This is a genomic window from Halomonas sp. ABH4_019 (assembly GCF_056159885.1).
The window spans coordinates 343908-360607 of record NZ_JBSWWC010000001.1; the positions used below are offsets into that span (position 1 = coordinate 343908).

The window sequence follows — 16700 nt, forward strand, 5'->3', positions numbered from 1 at the left end:
CCCTGGTGGTTAGCGGCCGGACCCGCGCAGGGCGGCGAGCGAGGCCGCCAGGGCCTCGCGGCCCCTGGCCTCCATCAGCGCCGCATTGCGCTCGGGAATGGCCTCGGGGTCGGGATAGTGAGCCAGCGCTCGCTCCAGGCCGGCCTCGCGGATCAGGTGCCACATCGGCCAGGGCGAGCGGTTGGTGTAGTTGCGCGGGGCGTCTGGCGCCTCGCCCTCGAACTGGTAGTCCGGATGGAAGCTCGCCAGCTGGTAGATCCCCTCGTAGCCCTGCTCCACCAGCAGCGCCTCGGCCATGCCCAGCAGGTCCAGGTAGTCGTCGAAGTCCGCCAGGCCCTCGCTCAGCACCACCAGGGTGGTCTCGGTCTCGGCGTGCTCATCGAGGTGCCAGCACTCCTCCATCAGGCGCATCAGGGCGGCGGCCGGGTCGCTGGCGTCCACCTCGACATAGCGGATGCTGTCGCGGGCGACCTCGCGGCCGGCGAAGGGACACACCTCGAGGCCGACCACGAAGGTCTCGACCCAGGCGCGGGTAGCCTCGAGGGGGCTGGCGGAAGAAGCACTCATGGCGGGCATCCGGGCTGCATGAAGGGGCGGCCATGGTCCGCCGCCCGGCGGCGAATGGCAAGCGCGTCGGACTCAGCGCCGTCGCTGATCTCTCCTCGACGCCAGCCGGTCGGCCAGCCGCGTCGGCTCCGGCAGCTTGGTGCGCCCCAGGCAGGCCACCGTCCACTCCAGCGCCGTGGGAAGCGACAGCCGATGGCCCGGGGAGACGAACACCGGCTTGACGCCTTCCCTCGAGCGCAGCACCGCGCCGATCGTCTCCTCGCCCTCCTGGCCGTTATCGACCAGCGGCGTCCAGTCGCCCCGCGCCGGCCCCGGATCGCCGTGGCGACCGCACAGCCGCGTCTTGGCCACGCCGAGGGTCGGCAGGTCGAGCCACAGCCCCAGGTGGCTGGCCACGCCCAGCCGCCGCGGATGGGCGATCCCCTGGCCGTCCACCATCACCAGCTGCGGCCGGGTGACGAGTTTCTCGAAGGCGGACAGCGCCGCGGGCACCTCGCGAAACGACAGCAGCCCCGGCACGTAGGGCATGCGGGTCGGCTCGCGGTGCACCGCCTGCTCCACCACCTCGAAGGCACCCTCGCCCACCGGCGGCCAGGCCAGCACCACCACCGCGGCGCGGGTGATCGAACCATTCTGCTCGAAGCCGATGTCCACCCCGGCAATGCAGTGCACCGGTTCCAGCCGATCCTCGCGCTCCACCCGCCCGGCCAGGCGCTTCTGCAGGGTGATGGCATCGGAGGGGGAAAGATTCCAGTCGTGCAGGGGGAGAGAGGGCATGAAGGCTCCTGATATGGCGGCGGTGCTCGGGTTAGACTACGGGTTTTGCCGTGTGACGGAACACCGGGGAGCCGATGCTGAGACTGATCCACACCGCCGACTGGCACCTGGGCCAGAGCTTCCACGGCCAGGAGCGCCATGAAGAGCACCAGGCGTTCCTGGGCTGGCTGCTCGATACCCTGGTCGAGCGGGAGGCCGACGCCCTGCTGGTGGCCGGCGACATCTTCGACGTGGTCAATCCCTCGCTGCGCGCCCAGGAACTGCTCTACGACTTCATCGTCGGCGCCCACGAACGCCTGCCCGGCCTCGATATCGTGCTGATCGCTGGCAACCACGACAGCGGCAACCGCATCGAGCTGCCCGCCCCCTTGATGCAGCGCCTGCGCACCCACGCCCGGGGCCGGGTGAGCTGGCTCGACGACGGCCGGCTCGACGCCGAGCGCCTGCTGGTGCCGCTCACCGACGCCCCCGGTGAGACCCGCGCCTGGTGCCTGGCGCTGCCCTTCCTGCGCCCCGCCGAGGTCACCGGCGGCCTGGCGCGCGCCGACGAAGACGACGAGGCGCCCAACGACTACGTCGCCGGCATCGCCCGCGTCCACGAGCAACTTATCGCTGCGGCCCGCGAGCGCCGCGAGCCCGGACAGGCGCTGGTGGCCATGAGCCACGCCCACCTGAGGGGCGCCGCCGTCTCCGAGGCCAGCGAGCGGCCCATCGTGATCGGCGGCGAGGAATCGATCTCCGCCGCACTGTTTCCCGACGACATCGCCTACGTGGCGCTGGGCCACCTGCACCGCGCCCAGCAGGTCGGCGAGGCGCGCATCCGCTACAGCGGCAGCCCCCTGCCGTTGGACTTCAGCGAGGTGGCCTACCCCCATCAGGTGGTCGAGGCGACCCTCGACGACGAGGAGCTGACAGGCGTCGAGCCCGTTCCGGTGCCGCGTCCGGTGGCCATGCATCGCCTCGGTCCCGCGCCGCTCGACGACGTGCTGACCGAGCTGGAGGCACTGGAGCTTGACGATGAGCGACCCCGCGAGCGCTGGCCCTGGCTGGAGATGCGCGTCGAGCTCCAGGCGCCGATGCCCGACCTGCGCGCCCGGGTGGACGCCGCCCTTGCCGACAAGCCGCTGCGCCTGCTGCGCCTCGAGCGCCGCCTGCCCGCCGTCGCGGCCGAGGACGCCCCCGAACGGGTCGACCTGGAGACCCTCGGCCCCCGCCGGCTATTCGAGCGCACCTGGCAAAACCAGTGGGGCGAGCCGCCGGACGAGAACGTGCTCGCCGACTTCGACCGACTGCGCCAGGACGTGCTGGACGACGACGGGGAGGCATCGGCATGAGGATCCTCGCCCTGCGCCTGGCCAACCTGGCCTCGATTCCCGGCCCGCTGGCGCTCGACTTCACCGCCCCCCCGCTGCGCGATGCCGGGCTGTTCGCCATCACCGGCCCCACCGGCGCCGGCAAGAGCACCCTGCTCGACGCCCTATGCATGGCGCTCTATGGCGGCACGCCACGGCTGCGCCAGGCGCCCGGTCGCGAAGCGCCACTGCCGGACGTCGGCGATGCCACGCTCAACACCGCCGACCCGCGCACCCTGCTGCGCCGGGGCACGGCCAGCGGCCACGCCGAGGTCGACTTCCTGGGCCGCGACGGACGCCGCTACCGCGCCCGCTGGGCGGTGCGCCGAGCCCGCGAGAAGACCGGCGGCCGCCTGCAGGCCGCCGAGCAGTCGCTCACCGACCTGGACGACGATCGCCTGCTGACCGCCCAGAAGCGCGAATTCGACCGCCTGCTCCCCGAGCGCCTGGGGCTGACCTTCGAGCAGTTCACCCGCGCCGTGCTGCTGGCCCAGAGCGAGTTCGCCGCCTTCCTCAAGGCCGATGACAACGAGCGCAGCGATCTGCTGGAGCGGTTGACCGGCACCAGCGAATACTCCGCCATCTCGATGGCCGCCTACCGCCGCGCCAGCGAGGCCAGGAAGGCCGTGGAGAAGATCGAGGCCCGGCTCGCCGACGACCTGCCCGCCGAGGCCGACGCCCGCGCCGAGCTGGAGCAGGCCGCCGAGGCGACCCAGCGAGCGCTCACCGACCTGCAGAAGCGCTCGGAAGCGCTTCAGGCCGAGCAGCGCTGGCACGACGAGGATACCCGCCTGGTGGAGGCCCTGCGCCAGGGCCAGGCCGAGCAGCAGGCGACCGAGCAGGCATGGCAGGCGCTGACGCCCGCCCGGGAGGATCAGGCGTGGCGACGGGTGATCCTGCCCCAACGCCATCGGCTGACGCGCCAGGCCGAGCTGCCCGGCGAGCTCGAGGCGCTGGAAGCGGCTCACGCCAAGACGAAGCGAGCGCTTACCGACGCCGAGACCGCACGGGAGCAGACCGGGCGCGCCAGCGAGGCCACCGAAAAGGCACTGGCGGAAGCCAGCGAGGCACGCCAGCAGGCCGAGCCCGCGCTGCGCGAAGCCCGGGAGCTGGCCCAGCGGCTCGCGACCCAGGACCAGCAGCTGGCCGAGCTCGAGCGCACTCACGAGGAGCGCCGTCGACGCGCCACCTCCCTCACCGAGCAGCGACGCCAGGCGGACGCGGCCCACAGCCAACGACGCGAGCAGCGCGACCGCTGGCACGCCGCTCTGGAGCGCCTGATCGGCGACCACGACGACCTGGACGCCGCTCGACAGGCCGCCCAGCGGGCCCACGACTCGGCGGCCCAGCGCCGGCTCGAACTGGGCGAGCTTTACGGCCGCTGGCAGGAGGCCTGCCGCGCCGAGCGGGCCCATCAGACGCTGAAGACGCGCCTGGTGGACCACGAACAGCGCCTCGAGGCGCTGCTCGGTCGGGGACTGGCCGCCCGGCAGCGCCTCGACGACGCCGAGCGCCACCTCTCGAGCATTCAGGCGTTCGTCGAGCGCAGCCGCGCCGTGCGCAGCGAGAGCGTCATCCACCTGCGCGAGGGCCTCTCGGACGGCGAGCCCTGCCCGGTCTGCGGCGGACTCGAACATCCCTGGCGTCACCGGCCACCCGCCTCGCCGGAGGCGGCCCAGCTCGCCGCCCAGCAGGAGGAAGAGGATCGCCAGCTGGCGGAGGCCCGCACGACCACGAACACGGCCCAGCGACAGCTCGACGAGCTGCAGGGCGAATACCGCGCCCTGAAGGCCTCGGTGACCCAGCAGCGCGAGGACCTCGGCAACGCCGACCGGCAGCGCGACGAGGCGCAGCGGGCGCTGGACGCGCATCCGCTGCAGCCGGAGCTGGCCGCCATCGCCGCCGAGGAGCGCGAGGACTGGCTGGGCCATCAACGGCAGGCAAGCGAGGCACGGAAAACCGAGCATCGACGCGTCCTCGACGAGCTGTCTCAGGCCGAGGCCAAACTCGCGCCGCTGAACCAGGCGCTGCATCAGGACGCGATCGACCTCGCCCGGCTCGGCTCCCAGCAGAGCGAGCTCGAGCAGGAGCTCGCCGGGCTCGCCGAGCGGCTGCCGCCGCTGCGTCAGGCCCGCGAGGCCCTGGCCGCCGACCTCCGCGCCCGCCTCGGCGAGCACGCCTCGCCGGACGCCTGGCAGCAACGCCTCGACGCCCGACAGCAGGCCGCCACCACTGCGCGAGACGCGGCCCTGGCTCGCTATCACGAGGCGCAAACCGAGTATCAGCGCCTCGCCCAGCAGGCGGCCCACGAGGCCGAGCGGCTCGAGGCGATGAGCCGCGAGCGCGACACCCTGGAAGCCGAGCTGATCGAGTGGCGGCAGACGCATCCGGAGCTGAACGACGCCACCCTCACCCGGCTGCTCGCCCAGCCCGACGACGAGGCCGAGCGCCGGCGACAGCAGCTGGAGGATGCCGAACAGGCCCGCCAGCAGACCGCCGCCACCCTGGCCGAACGCCGCAAGGCGCTGCTCGGCCATCGCCGCGATCGGGAGCTGGTGGCCCCAGACGAACACGAGACGGCGCCGTTGGACGAGGCCGCCGAAGCCGAGATCGTCCGGCGCCGCGAGGCGCTCGCCGAGGAACGCGAGGCCCTCACCCCACGGCTGAACGCCGCCCAGCAGCAGCGCGACGAGGCCGCCCATGCCCTGCACGACGACGACCGCCGTCGCCAGCGCCAGCGGGACGCCCAGGCCGAGCTGGAGGCAGCGCGCGCCGAACATCGTCGCTGGGGCCGCATCAGCGAGCTGATCGGCTCCGCCGACGGCAAGGCGTTCCGGCGCATTGCCCAGGCCTACAACCTGGAGCAGCTGCTGGAGCACGCCAACGCCCATCTCGGCGGGCTGTCGCGCCGCTACCGGCTGGTGCGCGGCGGCAGCGAACTGGGCCTGCTGGTGGTCGACCACGACATGGGCGACGAGCGCCGCTCCGTGCATTCGCTGTCCGGCGGCGAGACCTTCCTGGTCTCGCTGGCCCTGGCGCTGGGGCTGGCCTCCATGGCCTCGGGGGAGCTCACCATCGAATCGCTGTTCATCGACGAGGGCTTCGGCAGCCTCGACCCGCAATCCCTGGCGCTGGCCATGGAAGCCCTCGACGGCCTGCAGGCGTTGGGGCGCCGCGTCGGGGTGATCTCCCACGTCCAGGAGATGCACGAGCGCATCCCGGTGCAGATCCGCGTCGAGCCGCTGGGCAACGGCACCAGCCAGGCGCGGCTGGTCAGCGGCTAGCGATCCCGAGACACACGGAAAGATGGAAGGAGACGAGGATGCCGGAAGGCCAAGAGACGACGGGCAGCCTGCTGATCACCGGCTGTTCCAGCGGAATCGGCCACGCCGCGGCCCATGCCATGGCCAAGCGCGGCTGGCGGATCTTCGCTACAGCAAGAGCCACCGAGGACGTGGCACGGCTCGAAGAGGAAGGCCTGGAGGCCCTGCGGCTGGACCTGGCCGACAGCACCTCGATCGACGCCGCGGTGGAGGAAGTGCGCCAGCGTACCGGCGGACGGCTGACAGCGCTGTTCAACAACGGCGCCTACGGCCAGCCCGGCGCGGTGGAGGACCTGAGCCGGGACGTGCTGCGCGAACAGCTCGAGACCAACCTGCTCGGCACCCACGAGCTCACCACCAAGGTGCTGCCGATGATGCGCGCCCAGGGCCACGGGCGCATCGTGCACAACAGCTCGGTGCTGGGCTTCGCCGCCCTGCCCTATCGCGGCGCCTACGTGTGCTCCAAATTCGCCCTCGAGGGCCTCACCGACACCCTGCGCCAGGAGCTCAAGGGCAGCGGCATCCACGTCAGCCTGATCCAGCCCGGCCCCATCGCCAGCCGCTTCCGCCACAACGCCCACGCTGCCTTCAAGGCGAATATCGACACCGTCCACAGCGCCCACGCCGACACCTACGTCAAGGTCGAGGCTCGCCTTTCCAGCGAGGACGGCAAGGGCACCTTCACACTGGGCCCCGAGGCGGTGGTCGACAAGCTGATCCACGCCCTCGAGAACAGACGGCCTAAACCGCGCTATGCCGTTACCGTCCCCACCCACCTGTTCGCCGCGCTCAAGCGACTGCTGAGCACCAGAGGCATGGACCGGGTACTGCTGCGTGCGACCAAGGGCGAGCGGGAGTGAGTGCCGGTGTCACTACGGAATGGCAGAGTCCGCTCAGAAGCCACCCATGGCGTCGAGCTCCTGTGCACGCTCGGCGGTCTCGCGCAGCATGCACTGATTCGCGGAGACTCTCGCCAGGGTCCCGCCCGCCGTGGCATAGAACTGGCAGTTCGCATCGCGATACTGGATCCACAGCCTCTGGGCCTGCAGCAATGACTCGCGGCGCTGTTCGGAAAGCTCACCACGTAATGCCTGGTAAGCGCCATTCAGTCGGGCATCCTGCGTCGCAAGCTCCTCGGCGATGCAGTCGATCATGTCCACGGTGACGCCGCCCGCTTCCTCCATGCAGGCGGCATAGCCAGGCGTGTAGCGCTCATTGGCGTGGGCGAGTGATGGCAGCGCCAGGCAGAGCATCATGATCCCGATTTTCTTCATCGACGCCTCTTTCGGTCAGTGGTTACAAGGACTCGACGCACGTCGTGCCAGAAGGGTTTACCTGCGGAACACGTCGAGCCATTGCCCCGCGTCACAGCACGCCCTTCTCCTTCAGGTACACGAGGCCACCTATGACGGCCAGGATCACGGGAACGCCATACCAAAGCAGCCTGTTGAAAGACGCGAACGACGTCTCGCTGGCCGCCGACTCCAGCCGAACCAGCTCCTCCTCAGGCAAGCCCGTGGTGACTCGATGATCCGCATCTTCCAGAAAGGCACAGGCGTCGTGATACTGCGAATCCAGCAAGGTCCATAGCCCCACTTTCAAGGCACCGGTCACCACGCCGGAGGCCACATGGGAGTTACTGGACGATATATGCGTAGGAACTCCCTCCCCACGCAGTCGCAAGGCGGCATCCTGTGCCTGCATCAAGTCGTCATACTGCCGGATCAGCCTCACGTTCCTTCCCTGTTCCACCAAGCCCCAAGACCGGAGGATCGTCGCTATGCCCACCAGGGACGGCAGGCTCAGGCATGGTACGAACAACCGGCGATGCGCACCTCGCCCTCGTGTTCCTTGAAACCATACATCAGCAGCCCCGGCGCCTCGCGCTTCTCGAACTCCACCTTCCAGATCACGATCACGTTATCCGGGTTGCGATGTATCGCCACCAGCTCCCCGATACGGTGCACGCCATAGGTGTCGTAGCTTTCCTCGATCTGGCGCTGGAACTCGGCTTCCGGAAAGGTCCGCTCCACGTCTTCGAGGATCAGGTAGCGGCAGAATGCCTGGTGGTCCTTGGCGTTCCATGACGCTTCGGTGTGCTCCGCCAACGGCCTGACCACATCCAGAATCTCACCATCGCTGAGAGACGTCAGTTTCATGCTACCTCCTTGTAAAGCTTAGACCGCTTACGCACAAGAAAAGGATAAGCTATAAGAAAGTCACCGCGTAATAACATCAACTATCACTTCTACACCGACGCCCTCAGGCTCTAGCAAGAACAACCCTCCTTTTTCTCGGCGTCTACTGGGGAGGACACGAGTGAATTACGTTGCTAATCAGAGCTTGATCCAAGTCGCTTTGAATTCAGTGTACTTATCGAAGGCATGCAGAGACTTGTCGCGGCCGTTGCCGGACTGCTTGAAGCCACCGAAGGGGGCGGTCATATCACCGCCGTCGTACTGGTTGACCCAGACGCTGCCGGCACGCAATGCCCGGGCGGCGCGGTGCGCCTTAGATAGGTCGCGGGTCCAGACCGCAGCGGCCAAGCCGTAGATGGTGTCGTTGGCGATGGCAATGGCCTCGTCGAAGTCGTCGAAGCCAATCACCGAGAGCACCGGACCGAAGATCTCCTCCCGGGCGATACGCATCCCGGGGGTCACATCGTCGAAGACGGTGGGCGGCACAAGCAGGGCACAGGAAGCATCAACCAGGGGCGCTCCCCCCAGGCGTAGAGTGGCACCCTCCACCCGGCCGGCTTCGATATAGCCCAGCACTGTCTCCAGCTGGATGCCGTCCACTAGGGCCCCCACCTTGGTGGCGGGGTCGAGGGGATCGCCGGGACGCCAGTGGCGCTCCAGGGCGGCTACCACCCGGGCCACGAAAGCCTCGCGGATGCGGTTTTCCACCAGCAACCGGGTGCCAGCGGTACATACCTCGCCCTGGTTGAAGGCGATGGCCGCGGCGGCAGCCTCGGCGGCTTCCCCTAGGTCGGGGGCATCGGCGAAGACGATATTGGGGCTCTTGCCGCCGGCCTCCAGCCAAACCCGCTTCATGTTGGTCTCTCCGGCGTCCACCATCAGCCGCCGTCCGACCCGGGTGGAGCCGGTGAAGACCAGGGTGTCAACGTCCTGGTGGCGGGAGAGGCCCTGGCCCGCGGTATGGCCGAAACCGGGCAAAACATTGAGCACCCCTGCAGGAAGCCCCGCCTGCACCGCCAGGGCGGCCAGGCGCAGGGCGCTGAACGGCGATTTCTCAGAGGGCTTGAGCACCACCGAGTTTCCGGTGGCCAGCGCCGGGCCGAGCTTCCAACAGGCCATCATCAGCGGGAAATTCCAGGGCACGATGGCCGCCACCACCCCCACCGGCTCCCGAGTCACCAGGCCCAATTGATCCCCGGGGGTGGGCGCCACCTCGTCGTAGATCTTGTCGATGGCCTCCGCCGACCAGCGGATGGCGCGGGCGGCGGCGGGCACGTCCACCGCAAGGGCGTCCCCGATCGGCTTGCCCATGTCCAGGGTCTCGAGCAGGGCCAGCTCTTCGGCATGAGCCTCGATCAGCGTCGCCAGGCGCAGCAGCACCGCCTGGCGGGCAACAGGGGCCTGGCGGGCCCAGCGTCCGTCGTCGAAGGCGCGGCGCGCCGCGGCCACCGCCAGGTCGACGTCCTCTCCATCGCAGCTGGCTACCCGTGCCAGCAGGCGGCCATCCACGGGACTGATCTTGTCGAAGGTCTCGCCGGAACGCCCCGGCGTATAGGCGCCGTCGATAAAAGCCTGGGCGGCGATCGTCAAGCCCTCGGCCCGGGCCCGCCATTCTTGTGCCGTTATGGTGGTCATCTCAGGTCATCTCCTTTTCCGGCGCCGCAATAGCGGCCAGGAAATCGCCCATCAAGCGGCGAAAGTTGGCCCTGTTATCGGGCTGACGCCGGGCGATCTCGTCGCGCAGGCGCCGCGGTAGGTCGCCGGCCTCGGCGAGGAAGTGCCGCCCCTCCTCGCTCTTGCGCCAATCGCCGAGCCAGGTATCGAACATCGCCACCGTGATCTCGGGGTGGAACTGCACGCCCCAGGCCGAACCGTGGCGAAAGGCTTGGGGGGCCAGGGCGGTGTCGGCCAGCAGGGTCACGTGATCGGGCAGACGGAAGGTATCGAAGTGAAAGTTGAGCCAGGGGCCGGGGTGGCGCCAATCGGGATGGCGGTCACGCAGCGGCGTCCAGCCGATCTCGGCCTCGCCGGCGGCCAGGGCGGTACCGCCCAGGGCCCGGGCCAGCAGCTGGCTGCCGAAGCAGATGCCCAGGGTCGGCACGCCGGCGTCGATCACCGCCTTCAGCCAGTGCAGTTCGGCCTCAAGCCACGGCAGGCGCGAGTCGTAGGCGGATTCGGGGCTGCCCATTACCACCACCATCTCTAGCGTCTCAGGGGACGGCAGGGGGGCACTCACTAGGTGCGTCTGTAGTGCGATGCCGTGCTCGGCGAGCACCTCGGGCAGGGTGCCCGGCACGTCGCTGGGCGAGTGCAGCACCGCGAGGGCGCGTCTCGGTTTCATGGCGTCACCAGGGTGTCGGGAATAGGGGAAGGAGCGCCGGGTCGGCGCTCCCCGTGGCGGTTCAGAAGGGGTAGTCGAGGGTCGGCATCCAGCGCTCCCACAGGGCCCGGAGCTCGCCGTTGGCCTTGACCTCGGCCAGGGCCGCCTCGACCCGGGCCAGGCACTCGGGCTCACCCTTCTTCACGGCGATGCCCCAGGCGTTGCGGCTGGCCACGGTGAAGGCGATGGCCAGGTCCTGCTCCTCGGCCAGGGGCACCAGCGCCACGTCGTCATCGACGAAGGCGTCGATCTCGCCGCGGCGCAGGGCCGCCACCATGTCCCCCATCACGTCCTCGGATTCCCCCGAGAAGGGCACCCGAATGGCACCCTCGAAGGTCTCGGCCAGGGCCATGTTGAGGCTCTTGTCGATGGCCCCGACCCGGCGCCCCGCCAGGTCCTCGGCGCGGCGGATGGGCGAGCCGCGCTTCACCATCACCGACTCGTCGAAGACCGCATAGGGGGCGGTAAAGTCGGCCAGGGTCCGGCGGTACTCGGAGATGCCCTGCCCGCAGAGCAGGATGTCCCCCTCCCCCGCCTCCAGGGCGGGGTAGAAGTCGGCCCACTGGCGGTAGACGAAGGCGGTATCCCCGGCCAGCTTGCTGCCAAGCAGCCGTGCCACGTCGGCCTCGTAGCCATGGCGGCGGCCCTGGTCGTCGCGCCAGAACAGCGGCGGAGCGGGCAGGTCGGCACAGAGGACCTTGAGCTTGAGATCGGTTGCGGTCTGGTTCACGGCAGGTAGTCCTCGTACATGGATTTTTCCCAGTCGGTCACGGCGGCGCAGTAGCGCGCCCACTCGTCCGCCTTGAGGTCGCGATAGAGGCTGGCCATCTCCACCGGCATGGCGCCCTGGATCACGGCGTCCTGGTCGAAGGCGGCGATGGCGTCGCCCAGGGTGCGCGGCAGGAAGCGGATCTCGCCGGCCGCCCCCGGAATACTGTCGCTGTTGTCCGGGGCGCCCGGATCCAGCTCGTTCTTCAGGCCATCGCGCATGGCGGCCAGCAGCATCACATGGGAGAGGTAGGGGTTGACGCTGGCGTCCGGCACCTTGAACTCCAGGCGACCGTTGGCGGAGAGCCTCACGGTGCAGGTCTTGTTGTCCATGCCCCAGTTGATGCAGTTGGGGGCGAACAGCCCGGTGTCCCAGTAGCGCTTATAGGAGTTGACGGTGGAGGCCATGATCATCATGGCGCCGGGGGCATGGGCCAGGAGCCCGCCGAGGGCATGTTGGCCGGTCTCGGTGAGGTGCAACTCGCGGCGGCCCGGCTCGGCGAGGACGTTCTCGTCGCCGCGCCACAGGCTGAAGTTGTGGTGACAGCCGTTGCCCATGCTGCCGGTGGTGGGCTTGGGCATGAAGCTGGCCTTGACCCCGAACTCCTGGGCCACCTGACGGCAGATCAGGCGATAGGTCATCATGCGGTCGGCGGTCAGGTGGCAGTCGTCGAACATCCAGTTGAGCTCGAGCTGGCCCGGGTCCTCGTAGTCGCCCTCGATCATATCTAGGCCCATGGCGCCGGCGTACTCCATGACCCGCTTGAAGATGGGCCGCATCAGCTCCAGGTTGCCCAGGTGGTAGGCGGGGCTGGCCCCGGGGCGCACTTTGACGTCGAGCTTCTCGCCCAGCCAGGACATCTCCGGCTCCAGGCCGGTGCGCAGGGTCAGGCCGGTCTCGTCGACGAAGCGGCGGTGGGTGTCCAGCAGCAGGCCGCGGGGGTCGGTGGCGAGGATGCTGCCGCCGTTCTCGGTACGGTGCTCCGGTTCGTAGAGGCGGCAGAAGAAGGAGCCGATGGAGCGGTCCCAGGGCAGCACCTTGAAGCTGTCGGCGTCCGGCATGCCGGTGAACTCGGCGGCCTGGGCGCCGCCGCCCAGCAGCTCACCGGCGCGGTTGCACTGCAAATCGGAGATGGCGGTACGGTGGAACTGGATGCCCTTGTCCAGATTGCGCAGCAGGTGCTTGGCCGGCACCACCTTGGCCACCACCCGCCCGGTGAGGGTCACTACCTGGTAGTAGAGGTACTCGACCCCGGAGTCGCGGATGCGCGCGCTCAGTTCCTGCGTCACCGCGGCGCTGTTGTTGGTCTCGCGATGACGCTCGAGGGCCGTGGTGGGGGCCGCCTGGAGGGCGGTATCGAGGGCCGACGTGGCTTGGGCGGTGCTTGTCAGAGACGTCATGTCATTCTCCTTTGCCAAACGCTCCCTGAGGAGGCGAAGGCGGTTCTGTTGTGGTTGTTGTGCCTGGCGGAGCCAGGGGAAAACGCGCAGTGCTCGGTCGATTCGTGCTAGGGGTCGATGGGGCTAGGGGTGGCCCGCCCGGTGGCGGGAGAGGCGCTGACGCCGGCCTCCCGGAAGAAGCGCGCCACCCAGGCGGCGACCTCGGCGTTGGCCAGATCGGCCTGCGACAGGCTGGCCCGGGCCGCCTGGGCCTCGGCCTGGTCGAAGAGGTGGCCGCCGTAGCGATCCAGCAGCGCCTCCACGTAGGCCGGGGTGAACTCGGGGTGGTACTGCACCGACAGTGCCGGGAAGGCGTAACTCAGCACGCCGTTGGGACAGTGGTCGCTGCCGGCCAGCACCCGAGCCTGGGGCGGCAGTTCCACGACCTGATCCTGGTGGAAGGCCAACACCCGGCCGGTGCCTCGCTCGGCCTCGGCGCCCTCGTCGCGACGATAGCCCTGCACCCCCAGGCCCCAGCCCGCCCCGGCCTTGGCGGTGCGGCCGCCGAAGGCGTCGGCCATCAGCTGGTGGCCGAAGCAGATGCCGAAGATCGGCCGGCCCAGGTCCCGGGCGCGGCGCAGGAAGTCGATCTCGGCGCGCATCCAGTCGGCGCCCTCGTAGACGCTGTGCTTGGAGCCGGTCAACAGGTAGCCATCGAAGGCGGCGGGGTCCGGCAGCGCCTCCCCGGAGACCGGCGAAACCGCCTCGAAGCTCGCCTCCGGGAGCGCCGGGCCCAGCCAGGCCTCGATCATCGCCGGGTAGCCGGCGAAGCGCTCACCGAGCGGCTCCGGCACCAGGCCGTTCTCGAGGATGCACAGGCGCAGGGCACTCATGAGGCGGCCTCCGCGGTGGCCTCGCCGGCCATGATCCGCGCACCGTGGGCGCCGAGCAGGCCCTTCAACCATTCCACCGCCACCTCGCCGGGCAGCTCGCCGCTGGAGGCGTCATGCACGCCACGCTCGCCCAGCTCGATGGCGCCCAGCTCGCGCAGCTTGTCGGCGAGGATCCGGCTGCCATGGTTGAAGGTCTCGTAGAAGCTGTCACCCAGGCCGAAGGTGGCGAAGGTCAGGCCGCTGAGGTCGGGGGCCTGGGCCTCCAGCCTGGCGAAGAAGGGCTGGGCCGAGTTGGGAAGTTCGCCCTCGCCATAGGTGGAGCTGACCAGGATCACGAAGTCCCGCTCGGCCACCTCGGCCGGGTCGAAATCGGCCAGATCCCGGGCCGTGACGGTGGCGTCCCCCTCCAGGGCCTCCACCAGGTCGTCGGCGACCATTTCCGCGTTGCCGGTCTCGGTGCCGTAAATCACATGTATCGTCATCTCAGGGTCCTCCCACGGGGGTCGCTTGGGCGATCTCGAGCAGCCTCGCCAGATCGGGAATGCGCCGGCAGAGTCGTCCGGCCGGCGCCTCGGCGGCTTCCACCGCCTGGATGCGTTTCCAGCCAGCGAAGTCGGTGGCCCGGGCGATCGCCGCCGCGGGCAGGGCCGCGGCACCGGGCCGCCCGAGTGGACGCTCGGCCCGGTCGGCGACAAGGTCGGCGGCGATGGTGACGGCCACGGCGCGGGCATCCTGGCGGTTCTCGGGAATAGTTCCGCGGGGACCGCGCCGCAGCCAGCCGGTGCAGTAGAGGCCCGGGGCCAGGCGCCCTTGATCATCGGGCCGGGGCGCTTCGGGGGCGCCGGGCAGGTCGGGGTCGTGCTGGGCGAAGCCGATGGCGGTAATCAGGCTGTCGGCGGCAAGCGTCAGGGGCTCCCGGCCGCTCTCGCCGCCATGAAAGCGCACCGCCTCGACCCGGGCCTCGCCGAGCACCGCCTCCGGGGTCCAGCCGAAGTGGAAATGGATCTGGCAGCCATTGCTCTCGGTATGACGCTCGGCCAGCTCGTGGAAGGCGGCCAGGCGCAGGCTCACGGCCTTGTCTTCGACGCTCTCAGGAGCCGGCAGCGGCGCGTGGAAGTGAAAGGAGAGCCCCGCCAGGCGCCCCAGCTCACGGAGCATGGCGGCGTCGCACTTGGCCTCGGCGGCGGAAGAGCGGCCGACGATATCGAGCCGTGCCAGCGGCGTGGCCCGGCAGGCGGCCAGTGCCTCCAGCGACAGCTCGGAGCCCTCGAAGGCAGCCTCGGGCTTGCTCAGCAGGCGCAGCACGTCGATGCCCACGTTGCCCTGGCCGATGATCACCGCTCGCCGGCCCAGGTCGGGACGCAGCCCCTGCTCGTCCGGATGATCGTTGAGGCGGCGAGTCAGGGCGCCGGCGCCATAGACCCCGGGCAGGTCATCGCCGGGGATGCCCAGGTGGCGATCGGCGGCCAGGCCGGTGGCCAGGGCCACCACGTCATAGGCCTCGCGCAGCTCGTCCAGGGCGAGATCGCGGCCCAGAGCCAGGTTGCCGTGGAAGCCGACGCCATCGCGCTCGAAGAGCCGCTCGAACTGGCGGATCACCGCCTTGGTGCCGGGATGATCCGGGGCCACACCGTAGCGCACCAGGCCGAAGGGCACCGGCAGGCGGTCGAAGATATCGATCCGCGCCGCGGCCCACTGCTTGCGCAGGGCCTGGGCCAGGTAGCAGCCGGAGGGGCCGGCGCCGACGATGGCGATGCTCGGGGCCGTCATGCCGCCCTCCCCGCCCGGAAGCGAATCGGCAGCCTGACCGGGCCGGTGTTGCCGCTGTCCGGCAGCCACTCGGGGGTGCCGGCATACTCGGGATCGAGCAGCCGCTGGGCCAGCATGGCAAGGGCCACGGTCATGTCGCCCCGGGCGATGAAATGGCCGATGCAGTGGTGGGCACCGGCGCCGAAGCCGAAGTGCGGGCAGCGCTTGGCGGTGATGTCTAAACCGGGGTCGTCGAAGGCGCGGGGGTCGGTGCCCGCCGACTGGCTGAACAGGTGCACCGTGGTACCCTGGGTGATCTCCAGCCCCTGGAAGGTGAAGTCCTCCAGGGCCTCGCGGGTCACCCAAGTCACGGTGGGGCGCACCCGCATCACCTCCTCCACCGCGGCCCGGGCCAATTCGGGCTGCTCGCCGAGCCGCTTCCACTGCGCCGGGTGCTGGATAAAGGTGTCCAAGGCCAGGGCGATCTGGTTACGGGTGGTATCGATGCCACCGAAGATCGCCAGCACGATCATATCGTAGAGTTCCTGGTCGCCGAGCGCTTGGTCGTCGTCCTGGTTGGCGCGCACCAGGCTGCTCAGGAAGTCATCCCCCAGCCCCTCCCGCTTGATGTTCTCCACCACCGCCTTGGCATAGGCGAAGAGCTTGTCGGTGGCGGCGTTGATTCGGGCCTCGTCGCGCTTGAAGGTGACGCCCAATGCCAGGCCCATTTCCGAGGCCAATTCCGCCAGGTTCCTCCACTCGCTGCGCGGCAGGCCCAGCAGCAAGCAGATCACCTGGGTGGCATAGGGCTCGGAAAATGCCGCGACGAAATCGCACTCGCCGGCATCGATGAAGTCGTCGATCAGCGCGTCGGCGATCCGCTGGAAATCCGGGGTCATCTTCTTGACCAGCTTGGGGGCGAAGGCCGGATTGGCCAGGCGCCGCAGCCGCGAATGATCGGCGCCCTCCTTGCTCAGCAGCATGCGCATCCACCAGTCGGAGAAGCTGCCATGGGCGTTGTTATGGGCCGGCCAGGCGTAGCTGCCCTGGCGAAGACGGCGGTCGCGGACCAGCGTATTGACCTCGTCATAGCGCAACACGGCGATACCGTAGGGGGTGCGGGCATACCAGCTCTGCTCCCGCGCCTGCTCGACGACCTGGGAGCGAATCGAGAATCCCGGGTCAGCCACATCCAGGTAGGGAGCCTGGTCGGTGGGCTCTTCGATCATGGTGGACATAGGCACCTCTTGTTATCGGTTATCGTCCTGGCATCCGGGCAAGAGTGACTGTGGTTATCGTGTTGCTGCCTGGGG

The 16700-nt window shown here is 69.5% G+C and carries 16 protein-coding genes; 3 read left to right on the forward strand and 13 right to left on the reverse strand.

Going from position 1 to position 16700, the window contains the following annotated elements; all coding sequences use genetic code 11:
• Positions 1-9 precede the first annotated feature (9 nt).
• Positions 10-567 (reverse strand): DUF1415 domain-containing protein, encoded by a 558-nt coding sequence (locus ACXAFN_RS01580; RefSeq protein ID WP_474985594.1) that lies wholly within the window; start codon positions 565-567, stop codon positions 10-12.
• 72 nt (positions 568-639) lie between these two features.
• Positions 640-1344, reverse strand: a complete 705-nt coding sequence (nfi, locus tag ACXAFN_RS01585) for a deoxyribonuclease V (RefSeq protein ID WP_474985596.1) — start codon at positions 1342-1344, stop codon at positions 640-642.
• Positions 1345-1418: 74 nt separating this feature from the next.
• On the opposite strand from nfi, the gene ACXAFN_RS01590 reads away from it, so the two are divergent.
• The 3 genes from ACXAFN_RS01590 to ACXAFN_RS01600 are packed head-to-tail and all read left to right on the forward strand — an operon-like array spanning position 1419 to position 6879.
• Entirely contained in the window at positions 1419-2678 is a 1260-nt protein-coding gene (locus ACXAFN_RS01590) for an exonuclease SbcCD subunit D (protein WP_474985598.1), read from the forward strand.
• Complete coding sequence (locus ACXAFN_RS01595; RefSeq protein WP_474985600.1) at positions 2675-5980, forward strand: AAA family ATPase; 3306 nt, start codon at positions 2675-2677, stop codon at positions 5978-5980. Before ACXAFN_RS01590 ends, ACXAFN_RS01595 begins: the two co-directional genes overlap by 4 nt.
• A gap of 38 nt (positions 5981-6018) precedes the next feature.
• Positions 6019-6879 carry an SDR family oxidoreductase gene (locus tag ACXAFN_RS01600; protein ID WP_474985601.1) on the forward strand — a complete coding sequence of 287 codons (861 nt, stop codon included), beginning with the start codon at positions 6019-6021 and terminating at the stop codon, positions 6877-6879.
• Positions 6880-6912: 33 nt separating this feature from the next.
• Here ACXAFN_RS01600 and ACXAFN_RS01605 read toward each other — a convergent pair whose 3' ends face one another.
• The 11 genes from ACXAFN_RS01605 to ACXAFN_RS01655 all read right to left on the reverse strand — a co-directional run bounded on the left by ACXAFN_RS01605 (position 6913) and on the right by ACXAFN_RS01655 (position 16625).
• Entirely contained in the window at positions 6913-7293 is a 381-nt protein-coding gene (locus tag ACXAFN_RS01605) for a lysozyme inhibitor LprI family protein (protein ID WP_474985603.1), read from the reverse strand.
• 91 nt (positions 7294-7384) lie between these two features.
• Positions 7385-7753, reverse strand: a complete 369-nt coding sequence (locus ACXAFN_RS01610; protein ID WP_474985605.1) for a hypothetical protein — start codon at positions 7751-7753, stop codon at positions 7385-7387.
• Positions 7754-7821: 68 nt separating this feature from the next.
• Positions 7822-8178 (reverse strand): hypothetical protein, encoded by a 357-nt coding sequence (locus tag ACXAFN_RS01615; RefSeq protein WP_474985606.1) that lies wholly within the window; start codon positions 8176-8178, stop codon positions 7822-7824.
• Positions 8179-8355: 177 nt separating this feature from the next.
• Positions 8356-9852: an aldehyde dehydrogenase gene (locus ACXAFN_RS01620; RefSeq protein WP_474985607.1), complete on the reverse strand. Its 1497-nt coding sequence runs from the start codon at positions 9850-9852 to the stop codon at positions 8356-8358.
• A gap of 1 nt (position 9853) precedes the next feature.
• Positions 9854-10558, reverse strand: a complete 705-nt coding sequence (locus ACXAFN_RS01625) for a type 1 glutamine amidotransferase (protein WP_474985608.1) — start codon at positions 10556-10558, stop codon at positions 9854-9856.
• Between the two features lie 61 nt (positions 10559-10619).
• Complete coding sequence (locus ACXAFN_RS01630) at positions 10620-11327, reverse strand: substrate-binding periplasmic protein (RefSeq protein WP_474985610.1); 708 nt, start codon at positions 11325-11327, stop codon at positions 10620-10622.
• Positions 11324-12766 carry a glutamine synthetase family protein gene (locus ACXAFN_RS01635; protein ID WP_474985612.1) on the reverse strand — a complete coding sequence of 481 codons (1443 nt, stop codon included), beginning with the start codon at positions 12764-12766 and terminating at the stop codon, positions 11324-11326. Before ACXAFN_RS01635 ends, ACXAFN_RS01630 begins: the two co-directional genes overlap by 4 nt.
• Positions 12767-12873: 107 nt before the next feature.
• Entirely contained in the window at positions 12874-13638 is a 765-nt protein-coding gene (locus ACXAFN_RS01640) for a type 1 glutamine amidotransferase (RefSeq protein ID WP_474985613.1), read from the reverse strand.
• Positions 13635-14120: a flavodoxin domain-containing protein gene (locus ACXAFN_RS01645; RefSeq protein WP_474985615.1), complete on the reverse strand. Its 486-nt coding sequence runs from the start codon at positions 14118-14120 to the stop codon at positions 13635-13637. The genes ACXAFN_RS01640 and ACXAFN_RS01645 overlap by 4 nt, the downstream gene beginning before the upstream one ends.
• A gap of 1 nt (position 14121) precedes the next feature.
• A complete protein-coding gene (locus tag ACXAFN_RS01650; RefSeq protein WP_474985617.1) occupies positions 14122-15408 on the reverse strand; it encodes an FAD-dependent oxidoreductase in 1287 nt (428 codons plus the stop codon).
• Positions 15405-16625 carry a cytochrome P450 gene (locus ACXAFN_RS01655; protein ID WP_474985619.1) on the reverse strand — a complete coding sequence of 407 codons (1221 nt, stop codon included), beginning with the start codon at positions 16623-16625 and terminating at the stop codon, positions 15405-15407. Before ACXAFN_RS01655 ends, ACXAFN_RS01650 begins: the two co-directional genes overlap by 4 nt.
• Positions 16626-16700: the final 75 nt, after the last annotated feature.